The organism is Pseudoxanthomonas sp. LARHCG66 (assembly GCF_052871755.1).
Genome location: NZ_JBIXJW010000002.1, coordinates 39,202 through 55,684, shown reverse-complemented (window position 1 = coordinate 55,684; position 16,483 = coordinate 39,202). Strand labels below are relative to the sequence as shown.

The window sequence follows — 16,483 nt, the reverse complement described above, 5'->3', positions numbered from 1 at the left end:
AGAAGCCGGGTGCGATGGCTTCTCCGCGCGTCGCTCAGTACGTGTCGCCGCCCGACTCGCCATAGTGCCGGAGCACCGCGCGCGCATCCTCGCGGCGCAGGTCGCGCACGACCTCGATGCCGCGCTTGTTGAGCTCGCCGATCCAGTCCGCCGGCAGCGGACCTTCATCGAACTCGGTCAGTTCCATCACGTCCTCGGCGCGCGCGCCGATCAGCAGGCGGTCGATGCCGGCCCACACCGTGGCGCCGTAGCACTGGCAGCACGGCTGCGAGGACGTGGCCAGCACCACCGGCGCGATGCGGTCGTTGAGGCGTGGCGTCTGCAGGCGCTGCTGCGCCAGCATGTAGGCCATGTTCTCGGCATGCGCCAGCGAGCAGGTGTGGGGCATTACGCGGTTCACGCCGAGGGCGATGACGCGGTCATCGGGGCCGAACACCACCGCGCCGAACGGGCCGCCGGTATTGGCGTCCACGTTGCGGCGCGACAGGTCGATGGCCAGCGCGACCTTGGCTTCGTCGCTCGCGTAGGTTGCCGCGGGGTCGACCAGGTCGTGGGTCCAGGCGGGCAGGGTGAGGTGGATCTGTTGGTAGAGCATTACTGGGCAGGGAGTCTGGCGATGGAGGAATCGGATTCGCAGCGGCCGCTGACGCATTGGCAGGCGGTCACGTCAGCGAAGCCGCAAACGCCCATGCGTCCGCTGGCCGCGCACTGCGCCTGCACGCCCTGCGGATCGGTGGGGCTGTTCTTGTTCACGCAGGCCGGCATCGCACCACAGCAGTTGCCCACGTTCTTCACCGCGCAGTCGGCGCTGGTCCTGCAGGCGTAGTCGACGGTGACTGCGCCGGCTTCGCGCGGCCGCAATGTGCCGCCCGTGGGTTTGGGCGCGTGCGCGGACGCGGCGGGCGGCTCGGCAGCGGAACTGTCGGTGGACGCCGGTGCCGCGCACCCGACCAGCGCCATCAACGGGGCCAGCATCAGCAGCAGGGCGAACGGCAGGCGCAGGACGGTGCGGGGCATGGCGGACTCCATTGTTCGTTGTTGGAAACGTCAGCCTGCCGCGCACCGCCTCAACGGGCGGTGAAACCGCCGGCTCAGCCCTTGGTGGCCCAGGTATCGCGCAGGGTCACGCTGCGATTGAACACCGGTCGTTCGGGGGTGTGGTCGTAGCGGTCGGCGACGAAATAGCCGGTGCGTTCGAACTGGAACGACTGCTCGGGCGCGGCGCTCGCTGCGGCAGGCTCCACGTAGCCGGTCACCGTGCGACGCGATTCCGGGTTCATGTAGTCGCGGTAGGTCTTGCCTTCAGACTCGTCGTCCGGGTTCGGCACGGTGAACAGGCGGTCGTACAGGCGGACTTCCGCAGCGACGGCATGCTTCGCACTGACCCAGTGGATGGTGCCCTTGATCTTGCGCTCGGCACCGGCCATGCCGGGACGCGATTCGGGGTCCAGCCAGCCGCGCAACTCGACGATATCGCCGGCGTCGTTCTTGATCACTTCATCGCAACGCACGATGCCGGCGCCGCGCAGGCGCACTTCGCCGCCCGTGGTCAGGCGCTTGAAGCCCTTCGGCGGCACCTCCTCGAAGTCCTCGCGCTCGATCCACAGCTCGCGCGAGAACGGCACGCTGCGCTGGCCGAAGGATTCGTCCTTCGGGTGGTTGGAGAACGTCAGCGTTTCCTCGTGGCCTTCCGGCAGGTTCGCCAGCACCAGCTTCACCGGATCGATCACGCCCATCCGGCGCGGCGCGGCAGCGTCCAGGTCTTCGCGCAGCGCGCCTTCCAGGATCGAGATGTCCAGCAGCGAGTTCTGCTTGCTGATGCCCACGCGGTCCACCATCAGGCGCAACGCGGACGGCGTGTAGCCGCGGCGGCGGATGCCCTGCAGCGTCGGCATGCGCGGGTCGTCCCAGCCGTCGACCAGGTTGTCTTCCACCATTGCGAGCAGCTTGCGCTTGCTCATCACCAGGTAGTTGAAGTTCAGGCGCGAGAACTCGATCTGGCGCGGCTTGCTCGCTTCCTTCGGCAGGCCCTTGGCCAGCAGCGGCGCGATCAGGTCCGGCGAGTTGGCCAGGTCCACCTTGTCCACGCACCAGTCGTACAGCGGCCGGTGGTCTTCGAATTCCAGCGTGCACAGCGAATGGGTGATGCCTTCCACCGCGTCGCTCAGCGAGTGCGCGTAGTCGTACATCGGGTAGATCGGCCAGTCGTTGCCGGTGTTCTGGTGCTCGACGTGCTTGATGCGGTACAGCGCCGGGTCGCGCAGGTTGATGTTGCCGCTGGCCATGTCGATCTTCGCGCGCAGCGTGCGCGCGCCGTCGGGGAACTCGCCCGCGCGCATGCGCCGGAACAGGTCCAGGTTCTCTTCCACGCTGCGGTCGCGATACGGCGAGTTGCGGCCGGGTTCGGTCAGCGTGCCGCGGTATGCGCGCACTTCGTCCGCGCTCAGATCGCATACGAACGCGTCGCCCTGGCGGATCAGCTTCTCGCCGGCCAGGTACAGCACCTCGAAGTAATCCGAGGCGTGGCGCAGGTCGTGCCAGTCGAAGCCCAGCCAGCGCACGTCGTCCTGGATGGCGCGGACGTACTCGGGGTCTTCCTTGGCCGGATTGGTGTCGTCCAGGCGCAGGTTGCACACGCCATCGAACTCGCCGGCGATGCCGAAATCCAGACAGATCGCCTTGGCGTGGCCGATGTGCAGGTAGCCGTTGGGTTCGGGCGGGAAGCGGGTCTTCACCGAGGTGTGGCGACCGCTGGCCAGGTCCTCGCGCACGATCTGGCGGATGAAATCCCGTTTCTCGGGAGCGACATCATCCGGAAGGGCGGCAGGGTGGGCGTCGTCGTTGGACATCGGGGCGGACAGGCTCGGAAAAACGCAAGTTTAGCCGGTCCGGCGCTCGCACTGGTCTATCCTGAACAGCCCGACGCGCGTGGATCCCCGCATGAGCCTTCCCGTCCTGGTCATCGGCAACAAGAACTACTCGTCCTGGTCGCTGCGGCCGTGGCTGCTGCTGCGGCACTTCGGGGTGGGCTTCGAGGAGGTCCGGTTGCCCCTCGATACGCCGCAGTTCGCCGATGAGGTCCTGCGCCACTCCCCGACGGGCAAGGTACCTGCACTGCATGATGGCGGCGTCCAGGTCTGGGATTCGCTGGCCATCTGCGAGTACGCCAACGAGCGCTGGCTGGACGGCCGGGGGTGGCCGAAGGACCTGGCCGCCCGCGCCATGGCGCGCGCCGCAGCGGCGGAGATGCACGCCGGCTTCGTCGCACTGCGCACGCAGCTGCCGATGAACAGCCGGCGGACTCCGGACGCCTACCGCTGGGATGCCGCCGCCCAGCGCGACATCGACCGCGTGCAGGGACTGTGGCGCCAGCTTCGTGACGCGCAAGGCAATGGCGGGGATTTCCTGTGCGGCGACTTCGGCATCGTCGATGCGATGTACGCGCCGGTGGCAGTCCGCTTCGATGGCTACGGCGTGCCGGTCGACGCCGTCGCGCGCCGCTACATGGATGCGCTGTTCGCGCTGCCGGCGATGCGGGAATGGCGCGCAGCGGCGGCGGAGGAAACTGAATCGGTCGCGGCCACCGAGGCACTGCGCTCCCCGCTGTAGCGGACGCCCGGTGTAGGCTGGTCCCGGAGGACACATCCATGCGCGTGGTCTACCTGGCCGACAACCTGTTCGACGCCCATCTGGTCAAGCACGCGCTGGAGGAGGCGGAGATTCCCGCGTTCGTGTTCGGCGAATCGCTGTTGGGCGGCATGGGTGAACTGCCTCTTTTCGGCGTGCTGCGTGTCTGCGTTCCGGACCCGGCGTTTCCTGAAGCTGAGGGCATCGTGAAAGCGCTCGGACTGGAATCGCGCGACGACGGCCCCATCTTGGAAGGCGACGATGAGGGCGTCGGCATCCTGCCCGCCTGATCCGTCCTTCCCCCACGATCAAGAGGTTCGCCATGCTGGGTATCGGAGCCTACAAACAGCGCATGCCGCGCACGGAAGACATGCTGCCGGGACGCGAGACGCCACTGCCGTTGCATAACGTGCATTTCGTCAACGGCCATCCGCTGCGCGACGCATTCGAGGGATTGCAGCAGGTGGAGTTCGGCCTGGGCTGCTTCTGGGGTGCCGAGCGCAAGTTCTGGAACCTGCCGGGCGTGTACAGCACGTCGGTGGGCTATGCCGGCGGCGGCACGCCGAACGCGACCTACGAGGAAGTCTGTTCCGGCCAGACCGGCCATAACGAAGTCGTGCGCGTGGTCTACGACCCCGCACAGGTGTCGTTCGAACAGCTGTTGCAGGTGTTCTGGGAGAGCCATGACCCCACCCAGGGCATGCGCCAGGGCAATGATGTGGGCACCCAGTACCGGTCGGGCATCCATTGCCACACGCCGGAGCAGCAGGCGGCCGCCGAAGCCAGCCTGCAGGCCTATCAGGGACAGCTGCGCGCGTCAGGCTACGGCGACATCACCACCGAGATCGTGTATCCGGCACCGCCGTTCTACTACGCCGAGGACTACCACCAGCAGTACCTGGCGAAGAATCCGAACGGCTATTGCGGCCTGGGTGGCACGGGCGTGAGTTGCCCGATCGGGCTGAACATGTGATCCCCTTCTAGCTTTGAGAGGGGCTCGGGTAGCCTGTCTCAAGCTGCGAGATCAATGTCTGACAGGGTTGAGACTCGCACACACAGGAGTGGTTGCATGTCTTCCTTGAGCAGTCTTCTGTCCGGTAACCCTTGGTTAGCCACGATCGCTGCGCTTGCTTCGGTCGCCCTGCTCTGGCATCGATTCAGGCAAGGGAATCTAAGGCTTTCCAAGCAGAAGACTCAGAGGCTCTACGATCTATCCCGGACAGGTAAGTGGCGGAAGGCCGGACCGATAGCACTGCAGGTGGCAGTAAGAGATGCATTTGGGGCGATCATCGATGATCGATGGATTTACATATCGATGGAGCGCAACAATCCTCTCAGGATGTTGGCGGATTGTAAGAACGCGGCAGGCATATTGGCCGTCGATTACAAGAACAAGGCGTTCGTGCCTCTGCCGACGTCCTGGCTGCGGAACTATCGGGCATGGTCGGTCTGTTTCTTCTTGGCTGCGCTGGCGCCTTGGGTGGGTCTGCAGTTGCTGGTGGAGCTGGCTGGCACGCCCTCACTGGTTGTAGCGCTGTCGTGGCTTGCGGTCGGTTTCTTCGTAACCCCATTTCTAATGTGGTTAAGCGCGTGTGCGGAATCTGCACACCGGCTTGTTCACGAATTAGATAAGAGGTATCCGTTGGTCGATGGGATGCTAGGTCTTCCGCAAGCAGATACGTCGTCAGAACATCGAAGACCCCTTCCTAAGGGGCTTACTGCTTCACGTGTGGCGAATGGCTGACTTCGACTGCTTGACGCATCTCAGATAGCGGAATCGAACAGGCATTGATCACACATCGCAAAGCCCTGTCGCTGCCCGTTTCGTGGCGACCGTGGCAGCTAAGAAGGCAGCCACGGTCCATTCACGGGTCTCGCAAATCTTAGTTTTATGCGTGCGCTCTAATCTTCTTGCTTCACATGCATAAGCACCATGCTGTCGGTGCCGAGCCTCAGGCCACCAGCTTCTCGCGGATGGTCGTGCGCAGCGCGGCCAGGTCCTTGGCGAATGCGTCGATGCCGCTAGCCAGCTTTTCCTTCGCCATCGGGTCGGCCTCGATGGCGGCTGCGAAGCTCGCGGCCGTCACCGGCGCGGCTGCCGTCGGCGTGGCGGTACCGGGCGACAGCCTGCGTGGCAGGTCGCCCGTTTCCTGGTCCAGCTTCTCCAGCAGGTCCGGGGAAATGGTCAGCCGGTCGCAACCGGCCAGCGCTTCGATCTGCGCGGTCGAGCGGAACGAGGCGCCCATCACCACCGTCGCCGATCCCCGCCGCTTGAACTCGGCGTACACCCCGCGCACGAACACCACGCCCGGGTCCTCGTCGATGTTCGCCGGTGCCTGCCCGTTGGCCACGTACCAGTCCAGGATGCGGCCCACGAAGGGCGAGATCAGGAAGGCGCCGGCCTCGGCACATGCGATGGCCTGGGTCGGATTGAAGATCAGGGTGAGGTTGCAGTCGATGCCTTCGGCCTGCAGCACGCGTGCAGCTTCCACGCCTTCCCAGGTGGAGGCGACCTTGATCAGGATGCGGTCGCGGCCGATGCCCTGGTCGGCGTACATCTGCACGAACTTGCGGGCCTTGGCCACGGTAGCCGCAGTGTCGTAGACCTGGTCGGCATCCACCTCGGTGGAAACGCGGCCGGGGATCAGGCCGGCCAGCTTCGCGCCGACGCCGACGGTCAGGCGATCCACGACCTCATCCACCAGTGCCTCCCCGCCGCCCTGCGTGCGCGCCCAGGCGAGCTGCTCTTCGATCAGGTCGGCGTACACCGGCAGGTCCAGCGCCTTCTTCACCAGGGTCGGGTTGGTCGTGCAGTCCACGGGCTTGAGGCGCTTGATGGCGTCGTAGTCGCCGGTATCCGCGACGACCACGGAGAGGTCGCGCAGTTGCTGCAGCTTGGAGGGGGCGGTGTCGGTCATGGGCGTCGATGGAGTGGGGGAAATCGGGCCACAAGTATGCCTTGTCCCGCAGGGACGGGCCGGCTGCGGGAGCGTACTTTTCGTGGATTGATGCGATAGCCGGCGTTGCAGGCTCAGCGATGGTGGTCGCCGTTGGCTTCGGGCTGGTAGCTGATCGCGGTTACGCGCAACCTGAGCGGCCGGTTGCCCGGCGCATGCCAGTCGATGGTCTGCCCGATCGACATTCCCAGCAGGGCGCTGCCTACGGGGGCAAGCACGGAAACCCGTCCGGTCTCGACGTTTGCTTCGTGCGGGTACACCAGCGTCAGGCGGTGGTGCTCGCCGGTGAGTTCGTCTTCGCACTCCACGCGCGAGTGCATCGTCACCACGTTGTCCGGCATCCGGTCCGGTGCGCGCACGTCGGCGCGGTTCAGTTCGTCCATCAGGGCGAGCGCGGCCGGGTGCCGCCGCAGCACGGGGGTGTCCAGCAAGGCCTCCAGGCGGGACATGTCGCGGCTGGAGACGACGAGCGGGGGCAGCGAAGGCGGCAGGCCGCTGGTGCGGGTGTTGTTCATCACGGTTCTCTCTGGATTTTGGGGTCGCGCAAAAGGAAACGGGCGACGCGTTGCCGCGCCGCCCATCGGAGTCCTGTTTTGCGCGCCTACCGTAGCCCGGAAGCGACGAGGGTTCAAGCCAACTACGGCGAGCGGGATGGTGTGTTGCGGCCGCTCGAGGCCTGCGGGCTGACGAAGGACGCGTCCAGTTCGAAAAGACCGGGCGGCAGGTCGCGGAACACACCGGCCAGTTCCATCAGGAAATCGTTCATGGCCGAGCTCCTGCGCCACACCATGGCGATCTGACGGCTGGGGTGCGAATCGCTGAAGCCCAGCAGGTGGATGTTTTCGTAACGTGCTACCGGCGGTTTCACCGCCAGGGTCGGCAGCAGGGTGATGCCGACGTCGGCGGCGACCATCTGCCGCAGCGTCTCCAGGCTGGTGGCCCGGAACTCCGACTTCTCGTTGGCGCCCGAGAGGCGGCATACGTCCAGCGCCTGCTCGCGCAGGCAGTGTCCGTCCTCAAGCAGCAGCAGCTGATGCTGCGAGAGTTCGGCCAGCGTCAACGACTTGCGTTTCGCCAGCGGGTGCGATTCCGGCACCGCGAGCAGGAAGGGCTCTTCGAACAGGAACTCGGTGTGCAACTGGTCGTCCGCCACCGGCAACGCCAGCAGACCGGCGTCGAGCTTGCCTTCGCGCAGGCGCGACAGCAGCACGTCGCTTTTTTCCTCGACCAGCAGCAGTTCCAGATGCGGAAACCGCGCACGCAGCCGCGGCACCACGTGCGGCAGCAGGTAGGGCCCCAGGGTGGGGAACAACCCCAGCCGCACGGTGCCGGCTTCGGGATCCTGGCTGCGGCGCGCGGCTTCCTTCATCTGCTCGACTTCGGCGACGATGCGGCGTGCGCGATCGGCGGCATCGCGACCGGCGGGCGTCAGCATCACCTTGCGGGGCGCGCGCTCCACCAGCGGCACGCCCAGCTCGTCTTCCAGCTTCTTGATCTGCGTGGAGAGCGTGGGCTGGCTGACGTAGCAGGCCGCAGCCGCGCGACCGAAATGCTTGTGGTCGGCCAGCGACACCAGGTACTTCAGATCGCGCAGGTTCATGGGCTCCCTCCGAGCCGGTGGGTGCCACTCTATCGGGAAAACGGCGCCCGACGCAGGTGGCTTACGCCGCGACGGCGTCGACGGGTTCGACCGGCGCCGACGAGCGGATCAGGTGATCGAACGCGCTCAGGGCGGCCTTGGATCCTTCGCCCATGGCGATGACGATCTGCTTGTACGGCACGGTGGTCGCGTCGCCTGCGGCGAACACGCCCGGCAGGCTGGTCTGGCCGCGGTCGTCGACGATGATTTCGCCGCGCGGACTCAGGTCCACCGCGCCCTTCAGCCATTCCGTGTTCGGCAGCAGGCCGATCTGCACGAAGATGCCCTCCAGTTCGACACGGTGCGTGTCGCCGCCGGTACGGTCCTTGTAGACCAACCCGGTGACCTTGCTGCCGTCGCCCAGTACCTCGGTGGTCTGCGCGCTGGTCACCACGCGCACGTTGGGCAGGCTGTGCAGCTTGCGCTGCAGCACGTCGTCCGCGCGCAGTTTGCCGTCGAACTCGATCAGGGTGACGTGCGCCACGATGCCGGCCAGGTCGATCGCGGCCTCGACACCCGAGTTGCCGCCGCCGATCACCGCCACCCGCTTGCCCTTGAACAGCGGGCCGTCGCAGTGCGGGCAATAGGCGACGCCCTTGTTGCGGTACTCGTTCTCGCCCGGCACGTTCATCTGCCGCCAGCGTGCACCCGTGGAAAGGATCACGGTCTTCGACTTCAGTGCCGCTCCGTTGGCCAGTCGCACTTCGACCAGACCATCCGCGCCCGCGGGGACCAGTTTCTCCGCGCGCTGCAGGTTCATCACGTCCACCTGGTAATCGCGCACATGCTGTTCCAGCGCTGCGGCGAGCTTGGGGCCTTCGGTGTACGGCACTGAGATGAAGTTCTCGATGGCCATGGTGTCCAGCACCTGGCCACCGAAGCGTTCGGCCGCCACGCCGGTGCGGATGCCCTTGCGTGCGGCGTAGATGGCCGCGGCGGCGCCGGCGGGACCGCCGCCGACCACCAGCACGTCGTACGGCGCCTTGGCCTTGATCTTCTCGGCCTCGCGCTTGCCGGCGTTGGTGTCGAGCTTGGCGACGATCTCTTCCACGCCCATGCGCCCGGCGCCGAAGACTTCGCCGTTGAGGAAGATGGTCGGTACCGACATCACTTGGCGCTCTTCGACTTCCTGCTGGAACAGTGCACCGTCGATGGCGACGTGCTGGATGTTCGGATTCAGCACCGCCATCAGGTTCAGCGCCTGCACGACGTCCGGGCAGTTCTGGCACGACAGCGAGAAGTAGGTTTCGAAGCGGTATTCACCGTCCAGCGTGCGGATCTGTTCGACCACGTCCTGCGCCAGCTTCGACGGATGACCACCGACCTGCAGCAGCGCCAGCACCAGCGAGGTGAACTCGTGGCCCATCGGCAGGCCGGCGAAGCTCAGGTGGATGTCATGGCCCGGCGAGGTCAGCGAGAACGATGGCGTGCGTTCGCCGCCCCGTTGTTCGGTGACGGTGATCTTGTCCGACACCTCCTGCAGATCGCCCAGCAGCGCCTTCAGTTCGGCCGAACCGTCGCCGTCATCCAGGTGGGCGGTGATGTGGATCGGGCGTACGGCCTTTTCCATGTAGGCCTTGAGCTGCGTCTTCAGATTGGCGTCCAGCATGGCGAACGTCTCCGTGGAGGAATTTGGGAAGCGGGAGGTCAGGCGTTTGCAGGAGCGGCATGCGCCGGGAGAGAGTCCGGCAGGGAGGGAACCGGGAGCGGCACATGCCGCTGCTGCAAACGTCCGAAGAGGCCGACCTCCGGGCGCGCGGCCCGGAGGTGGTGTGATGCGGTGGAACAGGCGCAGCCGCGTGGCGGATGCGCCGATGACGCGTGCTTGAAGCCTCAGATCTTGCCGACCAGGTCCAGCGACGGGGCGATCGTCTGCGCGCCTTCCTTCCACTTGGCCGGGCAGACCTGGCCGGGGTTGGCGGCGGTGAACTGCGCGGCCTTCAGCTTGCGCAGGGTTTCCGACACGTCGCGGGCGATCTCGTTGCTGTGGATCTCGGCGGTCTTGATGACGCCTTCCGGGTTGATGACGAAGGTGCCGCGCAGGGCCAGGCCTTCTTCTTCGATGTGCACGCCGAAGGCGCGGGTCAGCTGGTGGGTCGGGTCGCCGACCAGCGGAAACTGGGCCTTGCCCACGGCCGGGGAGGTTTCGTGCCATACCTTGTGCGAGAAGTGCGTGTCGGTGGTGACGATGTAGACCTCGGCGCCGGCCTTCTGGAACTCGGCGTAATGGGTCGCGGCGTCTTCCACTTCGGTCGGGCAATTGAAGGTGAAGGCGGCCGGCATGAAGATCAGGACCGACCACTTGCCCTTCAGGGTGCCGTCGGTGACTTCGACGAACTCGCCGTTGTGGAACGCGGTGGTCTTGAACGGCTGGACCGGGGTGTTGATCAGGGACATCGGAGATCCTCGTGAGTGGAGTGGGTGTGGTGAAGCGATGGCGCCATGGTAGGTAGAGACTATTGATTCCTCAAATCGATTAATAAGATTGAATAGATAGTTTCTTCCTATCAAAGAGCAAAATTGCACGGCGCGAGACCCGCGTTTGCACAGGCCTCTGTATCCGAAATGGCTTTCAACATCATGTTTTTCAAGGGCTTGCAGGAAAGGCGGTTGGCTGGCGGCAACGACGTGGCCCCCTGTCCCGCGTCGCCGGACGCGGGCCGTGGCGCCTTCGGCCTTGGGTGAAACACTCGAAAGCGGGGGACTGACGTCCATACGCCATTGAGCACCATGATGGTGCGCCGCGGTGACGGGGCTGCGTCAGGCCCGTGCCGCCCCGGTACCATGCGCAGCCATGCCCGCCGAACCACCCCTTTCACGACTCGACCAGGCCCTGCGCGTCGCTGCGGGACGCCTGCCCGGCCCGGATGCGCGCCACGAGGCCGAGCACCTGCTGCTGCACGTGCTCGGCCGCGACCGCGCCTGGCTGTTCGCGCATGGCGACGACGCGTTGCCCGCCGAGTCGGCAGCGGCCTTCGAAGACTTGCTGGCGCGTCGCATGGTCGGCGAGCCGCTTGCCTATCTCCTTGGCCGGCGTGGTTTCTGGACGCTGGATCTGCAGGTGTCGCCAGCGACGCTGATTCCGCGACCGGAAACCGAGCGGCTGGTCGAACTGGCGCTGGCGCGCCTGCCCCCCGATCACGCGCTGCGCGTCGCGGACCTCGGCACCGGCAGCGGGGCCATTGCGCTTGCGATCGCCAGCGAGCGGCCGCTCGCGCAGCTGGTGGCGACCGACATCAGCGCGGAGGCGCTTGGTGTCGCAGGAGCGAACGCGCAGGCCAACGGCATCGCCAACGTCGCCTTCCGCCACGGCAGCTGGCTGGCGCCGCTGGCCGGCGAGCGATTCGATCTGATCGCCAGCAATCCGCCTTACATCGCCGAAGACGATCCCCACCTCGCGCAGGGCGATCTGCGCTTCGAGCCGCCGTCGGCACTGTCGTCCGGCACGGACGGACTGGATGCGGTACGCGCGATCGTCCTGGCGGCGCCGGATCATCTGGTGCCGGGCGGATGGTTGTTGCTCGAGCACGGCTGGGATCAGGGTGCGCCGGTACGCGCGCTGCTGATGGCGCGCGGATTCATCGACGTGGCAACCGAAACCGACCTGGAGCACCGCGACCGGGTCACGCTCGGACGCGTAACGGAAGCGCAGGACGCGAGCCGCTAGACTATCGGCTTTCGCCCAGGAAACGCCGCCCATGCGCACGCTGTACCCCGAGATCGAGCCCTTCGACACCGGCACGCTGAAGGTCGACGACCGCCACACGCTGTACTACGAACAGTGCGGCAACCCGGACGGCAAACCGGTCGTCCTGCTGCATGGCGGGCCGGGCGCAGGCTGCAGCCCGAAGATGCGCCGCTTCCACGATCCGGCCAAGTACCGCATCGTGCTGTTCGACCAACGTGGCTCCGGCCGTTCCACGCCGCATGCGGACCTGGTGGACAACACCACCTGGGACCTGGTGGCCGACATCGAAAAGCTGCGCGAGACACTGGGTATCGACCGCTGGCAGGTGTTCGGCGGCAGCTGGGGCTCCACGCTGGCGCTGGCCTATGCGGAGACGCACCCGCAGCGCGTCACCGCACTGGTGCTGCGCGGCATCTTCATGCTGCGCCGCTGGGAACTGGAATGGTTCTACCAGGAGGGCGCCAGCCGCCTGTTCCCGGATGCGTGGGAGCACTACCTCGCCGCCATCCCGCTTGTCGAACGGCATGACCTGATCTCCGCTTTCCACCGTCGCCTGACCTCGGACAACGTGGATATCCGATTGGCGGCGGCGCGTGCGTGGAGCGTGTGGGAAGGCGCCACCAGCTTCCTGCACGTGGACGAGGATTTCGTCAGCGGGCACGAAGACGCTGAATTCGCGCTGGCGTTCGCGCGCATCGAGAACCACTACTTCGTCAACGGCGGTTTCTTCGAGGTCGAAGACCAGTTGCTGCGCGATGCGTCGCGCATCGCCGACATCCCCGGCGTGATCGTGCACGGCCGCTACGACGTGGTCTGTCCGGTCGCCAACGCCTGGGAACTGCACAAGGCCTGGCCGAAAGCGAAGCTCGAGATCACACCGGCATCCGGTCATTCGGCATTCGAGGCGGAAAACGTCGACGCGCTGGTGCGCGCAACGGACGGGTTCGCCTGAGGTCGTCACGTCGACCTCGTTGCCGCAGCTTGAGGGGAAGGAAATGGACGATCAGCGCAAGCAGGCTTCCGGGTTCGACCAGCGCGTGCTGGATCTCTACGACGACTATGCGCACGGCCGCATAGACCGGCGCGGTTTCCTGTCCGGTGCCGCGCAGTTCGCCGTGGCCGGCACCACCGCTGCGGGACTGCTCGCGGCGTTGATGCCGCAGTACGCGTTGGCGGCGCAGGTGGCAACGGATGACCCACGCATCACCACGGTCTATCGCACGTTCCCTGCGCCCGCGGGTCACGGTGAGGGGCGTGGCTTGCTGGCCATGCCACGGACTGCGGGTCGCCACCCGGTGGTGTTGGTGGTGCACGAGAACCGCGGCTTGAATCCCTACATCGAAGACGTCGCACGCCGCCTGGCGGTGGCCGGCTTCATCGCCTTCGCCCCCGACGCGCTGTATCCGCTTGGCGGTTATCCCGGCAATGACGACACCGGACGCGAGATGCAGGCCACGCTGGACCGCGCCAGGGTAATGGCGGATATGGAAGCCGCAGCGCACTTCGCGCATGGGCTCCCGCGCACCAACGGCAGACTGGGCGTGGTCGGGTTCTGCTTCGGTGGCCTGGTCACCAACCTGTTGGCGGCGCGGCTGCCCGAGCTGGTTGACGCGGGCGTGCCGTACTACGGAGGCCAGCCCACAGCGGAAGAGGCGGCGCGCATCAAGGCGCCCCTGCTGCTGCAGTTCGCCGAGCTGGACACGCGTGTCAACGCGGGGTGGCCCGCCTACGAACAGGCGCTCAAGGCAGCCGGTGTGTCCTATGAGGCGCATGTCTACCCGGGCGTCAACCACGGATTCCACAACGACACCACGCCCCGTTACGACCCGGCGGCCGCTGACCTCTCCTGGCAACGCACGCTCGCGTTCTTCCGCCTGCAGCTCGCCTGATCGACGTACGGCTCCCTGCGCCACCCGTGAGGTGCCGGGCGTGTCCGGTGCGCGTACAGCGGTGCGATCCAGTCGTGTGGGTGCCGCTCCTTCCTTGAAGCGTGGCGGCGTAGGCCACGTGATTTGGGGCGTATCGAGCAATGACGGCACACGCGGCAATGCAGGTGGGCGAGGCGAGGATCGGGCTGGAGGATGTCGACATCCCTCGGCTCGGGATGGCGGCCATGCGGTTCATCAAGGCGATCGAACAGGGCCAGCACGACGTCTTGTGGGATGCTGCCTCCGCATCGATCCGTCGTGCGATGGGACGTGAGGCGTTCGTCGCGCTGATGGCGCAGCGGCACGGTGCGCTGGGTCGGGGGCGAAGCCGTCGCTGGGCGGCCGTGCGCGTCGACCAGCCGAGTCAGCGGCCGCGATGGCAGCCGGGCACGTATGCCGTGCTGGAGTTTTCGGTGATGTTCGGCGAAACCGGCGCGCCGCATCGCGAAACGGTGACGCTGCGGCGCGAGGACGAAGGCGTCTGGCGCCTGGCGGGCTACGCGGTCAAGGCCGACTGAGGCGCGTCAGCCGCGCGGCGTGCCGTCCAGGGTGTGGTCGATCATCCAAAGTCCCGCCCAGAGCTTGGCATCCAGTTCGTACCCCTCCCGCATCTTCTGCACCAGCCACGCAGCGGCGCGCGTGCGCGGGACGGCGTGCACGGTGATGTCCTCGTCACCATCACCGCCGCCTTCGCCGATCCTGCGCAGCCCGGTCGCCCGGACGAAGGCGATCTTCTCGCTGCTGCTGCCGGAGGATGTCGGGCCGATCATCAGGACCTCGGCCTGCTGCGCCGTCCAGCCGGTTTCCTCCTCCAGTTCACGGATGGCGGATACCTCGATCGACTCGCCGGCATGGATGTCGCCGACCAGGCCCGCGGGCATCTCGATGGTCCGTGCCTGCAGCGGCACGCGGAACTGCTCCACGAACAGCACGTCGTCGTCCGGCGTCACCGCGATGATGATGGCCGCCAGCCCACCGGCATGCGCGCGTTCCACGTATTCCCACGTGCCGCGCACCATCATCCGCTGGTACTTGCCTTGCCACACGACGTGGGCGGGCTGTTGGCGCTTGGCGTCATCACGATCATTCATGGGGCGATGCTATCGGGTGCGCGTGACGATTTACAGCGGCCGATCGCGCGGCTATTCCAGCCCCGCTGCCACCCGCAGCCGCCGCCGCGTCATCGGGCCGAAGCGCAACGCATCCGAGAGGCCCGCCAGCATGTCGCCATCGGCCTGGCCGCGTGCGTGACCGGACTCCACCTCGCCGAGCGGCGCGTCCAGGGCGATCGTCGTGAGCTGGCGCCACAACAGCGCATGTTCGCGCTGTTCGCGCAGGCGCACGGCGAGCGTCGCGGCGCCGCGCAGGCGCAGGAACGCGACTTCATCCATGCGCGCGAGCAGGGTGTCCAGATCGCCGAAGTGCGCCAGCAGCACGGCGGCGGACTTCGCACCGATCCCGGTAACACCCGGAATGTTGTCCACGGCATCGCCCGTCAGCGCGAGGTAGTCGGCGATCTGCCGCGCTTCCACGCCGTGCCGGGCCTTCACGCCATGCATGCCCCAGCGCTGGCCGCGGGCGAAATCCCATTGCTCGTCGTGTTCCTGCAGGAGTTGCGACAGATCCTTGTCTGCGGACACGATGACGCCGCGGAACCCTTGCGGCCTTGCGGCATGCAATGCGCTGCCGATCAGGTCGTCCGCCTCGTATTCGCCGTGCGCGAGCACGCTCAGTCCGAGCGCAGCGCAGAGCGCCTTGCAGTGCGTGAACTGGCGCCGGAGTTCCTCCGGTGCGGGGTCGCGGTTGGCCTTGTAGGCCGGATAAAGGCGATTGCGGAAGCAACTGTCCAGCGCCTCGTCGAAGGCGATCGCGATGTGCGCGGGGCGTTCCTTCTCGAGCAGCTCCAGCAGGAAGCGCGCGAAGCCGTGCACCGCGTTGGTGGGCCAGCCATCGGCATCCTGGAATTCGTCCGGCATCGAGTGCCAGGCGCGGAACACGTACAGGCTGGCGTCGACCAGATGGAGCGGGCGCATGACGGCCTGCTCAGGCATGGGGCGTCCAGTCGCTCAGCAGAGCCGCAGGATCCGGACGTTCGCGTTCGGGTGCGTCCAGCAGCGGTGTGCCGATGTGAATGAAGCCGGCGATCTTCTCGTTCGCAGCCAGGCCGAGCGTTTCCGCCACGGCATCGTCGTACGCCATCCAGCCGGTCAGCCATTGCGCGCCGAAGCCGAGTGCCTGCGCGGATTGCAGCAGGGCGAAACAGACGCTGCCGGCCGTGAGCAGCTGCTCCTGTTCCGGCACCTTGTGGCCCGAGGTGAGGCGCGCGACCACGGTGATGATGACCGGCGCATGCGAGAAGCGCGCATGGTCCTTGGCGATCACGGCATCCGCCGCAGCGGGATCGAGATGCAAGGTGCGTGCCGCCAGGTACTCGCCCAGCGCATGCCTGGCGTCGCCCTGGATGCGGATGAAGCGGAACGGCACCAGCTTGCCGTGATCCGGTACGCGGACAGAGGAAGCGAGCATCCGCAGCAGCGTGGCGTCGTCAGGGCCGGGTTCGCCGAGTTGTTTGGAGGGCACGGAACGGCGTGCGTCGAGGGCGTGCAGGGGATCGGTAAGCGACATGCGTCAAGTTTACCGTGCC

18 protein-coding genes and 1 pseudogene are annotated in these 16,483 nt (G+C 66.6%); 8 read left to right on the top strand and 11 right to left on the bottom strand.

Annotation, left to right across the window (positions count from 1 at the left end):
- Nucleotides 1–34: 34 nt before the first annotated feature.
- From ACIPRS_RS07150 to ACIPRS_RS07140, 3 genes and pseudogenes are all read right to left on the bottom strand, one after another.
- The gene (locus ACIPRS_RS07150) at nt 35–595 is read right to left on the bottom strand and encodes a nucleoside deaminase (RefSeq protein ID WP_192201916.1); all 561 of its coding nucleotides are present in this window, start codon (nt 593–595) and stop codon (nt 35–37) included.
- Nucleotides 570–975: pseudogene (locus ACIPRS_RS07145) on the bottom strand (hypothetical protein); the annotation flags it as partial. The gene ACIPRS_RS07150 and the pseudogene ACIPRS_RS07145, both read right to left, overlap by 26 nt.
- 116 nt (nt 976–1,091) lie before the next feature.
- The gene (locus tag ACIPRS_RS07140) at nt 1,092–2,849 is read right to left on the bottom strand and encodes a glutamine--tRNA ligase/YqeY domain fusion protein (protein ID WP_446538061.1); all 1,758 of its coding nucleotides are present in this window, start codon (nt 2,847–2,849) and stop codon (nt 1,092–1,094) included.
- A 91-nt stretch (nt 2,850–2,940) separates the two neighbouring features.
- On the opposite strand from ACIPRS_RS07140, the gene ACIPRS_RS07135 reads away from it, so the two are divergent.
- The 4 genes from ACIPRS_RS07135 to ACIPRS_RS07120 all read left to right on the top strand — a co-directional run bounded on the left by ACIPRS_RS07135 (nt 2,941) and on the right by ACIPRS_RS07120 (nt 5,371).
- Complete coding sequence (locus ACIPRS_RS07135; RefSeq protein WP_446538060.1) at nt 2,941–3,609, top strand: glutathione S-transferase family protein; 669 nt, start codon at nt 2,941–2,943, stop codon at nt 3,607–3,609.
- Between the two features lie 38 nt (nt 3,610–3,647).
- Complete coding sequence (locus ACIPRS_RS07130) at nt 3,648–3,917, top strand: putative signal transducing protein (protein WP_192201912.1); 270 nt, start codon at nt 3,648–3,650, stop codon at nt 3,915–3,917.
- A gap of 32 nt (nt 3,918–3,949) precedes the next feature.
- On the top strand, nt 3,950–4,600 hold the full coding sequence (gene msrA, locus ACIPRS_RS07125; protein WP_446538059.1) for a peptide-methionine (S)-S-oxide reductase MsrA: 651 nt from the start codon (nt 3,950–3,952) through the stop codon (nt 4,598–4,600).
- Between the two features lie 96 nt (nt 4,601–4,696).
- A complete protein-coding gene (locus tag ACIPRS_RS07120) occupies nt 4,697–5,371 on the top strand; it encodes a hypothetical protein (protein ID WP_337731351.1) in 675 nt (224 codons plus the stop codon).
- A gap of 208 nt (nt 5,372–5,579) precedes the next feature.
- Here ACIPRS_RS07120 and ACIPRS_RS07115 read toward each other — a convergent pair whose 3' ends face one another.
- From ACIPRS_RS07115 to ahpC, 5 genes are all read right to left on the bottom strand, one after another.
- Nucleotides 5,580–6,545 carry a transaldolase gene (locus ACIPRS_RS07115; protein WP_446538058.1) on the bottom strand — a complete coding sequence of 322 codons (966 nt, stop codon included), beginning with the start codon at nt 6,543–6,545 and terminating at the stop codon, nt 5,580–5,582.
- A 113-nt stretch (nt 6,546–6,658) separates the two neighbouring features.
- A complete protein-coding gene (rnk, locus tag ACIPRS_RS07110; RefSeq protein ID WP_192201909.1) occupies nt 6,659–7,099 on the bottom strand; it encodes a nucleoside diphosphate kinase regulator in 441 nt (146 codons plus the stop codon).
- A 122-nt stretch (nt 7,100–7,221) separates the two neighbouring features.
- On the bottom strand, nt 7,222–8,184 hold the full coding sequence (oxyR, locus tag ACIPRS_RS07105) for a DNA-binding transcriptional regulator OxyR (protein WP_446538057.1): 963 nt from the start codon (nt 8,182–8,184) through the stop codon (nt 7,222–7,224).
- 61 nt (nt 8,185–8,245) lie between these two features.
- A complete protein-coding gene (gene ahpF / locus ACIPRS_RS07100; RefSeq protein WP_446538056.1) occupies nt 8,246–9,832 on the bottom strand; it encodes an alkyl hydroperoxide reductase subunit F in 1,587 nt (528 codons plus the stop codon).
- A 224-nt stretch (nt 9,833–10,056) separates the two neighbouring features.
- Nucleotides 10,057–10,620, bottom strand: a complete 564-nt coding sequence (ahpC, locus tag ACIPRS_RS07095) for an alkyl hydroperoxide reductase subunit C (RefSeq protein ID WP_446538055.1) — start codon at nt 10,618–10,620, stop codon at nt 10,057–10,059.
- 397 nt (nt 10,621–11,017) lie between these two features.
- Between ahpC and prmC the strand changes: the two genes are divergently transcribed.
- The 4 genes from prmC to ACIPRS_RS07075 all read left to right on the top strand — a co-directional run bounded on the left by prmC (nt 11,018) and on the right by ACIPRS_RS07075 (nt 14,357).
- Nucleotides 11,018–11,890 carry a peptide chain release factor N(5)-glutamine methyltransferase gene (gene prmC / locus ACIPRS_RS07090; protein WP_446538054.1) on the top strand — a complete coding sequence of 291 codons (873 nt, stop codon included), beginning with the start codon at nt 11,018–11,020 and terminating at the stop codon, nt 11,888–11,890.
- 31 nt (nt 11,891–11,921) lie between these two features.
- Nucleotides 11,922–12,863 carry a prolyl aminopeptidase gene (gene pip, locus ACIPRS_RS07085; RefSeq protein ID WP_446538053.1) on the top strand — a complete coding sequence of 314 codons (942 nt, stop codon included), beginning with the start codon at nt 11,922–11,924 and terminating at the stop codon, nt 12,861–12,863.
- 43 nt (nt 12,864–12,906) lie between these two features.
- Nucleotides 12,907–13,800: a dienelactone hydrolase family protein gene (locus tag ACIPRS_RS07080; protein WP_337731344.1), complete on the top strand. Its 894-nt coding sequence runs from the start codon at nt 12,907–12,909 to the stop codon at nt 13,798–13,800.
- Between the two features lie 158 nt (nt 13,801–13,958).
- Nucleotides 13,959–14,357, top strand: a complete 399-nt coding sequence (locus ACIPRS_RS07075; protein ID WP_446538052.1) for a DUF4019 domain-containing protein — start codon at nt 13,959–13,961, stop codon at nt 14,355–14,357.
- A gap of 6 nt (nt 14,358–14,363) precedes the next feature.
- On the opposite strand, the gene ACIPRS_RS07070 is transcribed toward ACIPRS_RS07075, so the two are convergent.
- Genes ACIPRS_RS07070 through ACIPRS_RS07060 form a run of 3 tightly spaced genes read right to left on the bottom strand, consistent with a single transcriptional unit; the run spans nt 14,364 to nt 16,464 of the window.
- Nucleotides 14,364–14,930, bottom strand: a complete 567-nt coding sequence (locus ACIPRS_RS07070) for an NUDIX hydrolase (protein ID WP_446538051.1) — start codon at nt 14,928–14,930, stop codon at nt 14,364–14,366.
- 51 nt (nt 14,931–14,981) lie between these two features.
- The gene (locus ACIPRS_RS07065) at nt 14,982–15,872 is read right to left on the bottom strand and encodes a 5'-3' exonuclease (protein WP_446538050.1); all 891 of its coding nucleotides are present in this window, start codon (nt 15,870–15,872) and stop codon (nt 14,982–14,984) included.
- A gap of 10 nt (nt 15,873–15,882) precedes the next feature.
- Complete coding sequence (locus tag ACIPRS_RS07060; protein ID WP_446538049.1) at nt 15,883–16,464, bottom strand: nitroreductase family protein; 582 nt, start codon at nt 16,462–16,464, stop codon at nt 15,883–15,885.
- Nucleotides 16,465–16,483: the final 19 nt, after the last annotated feature.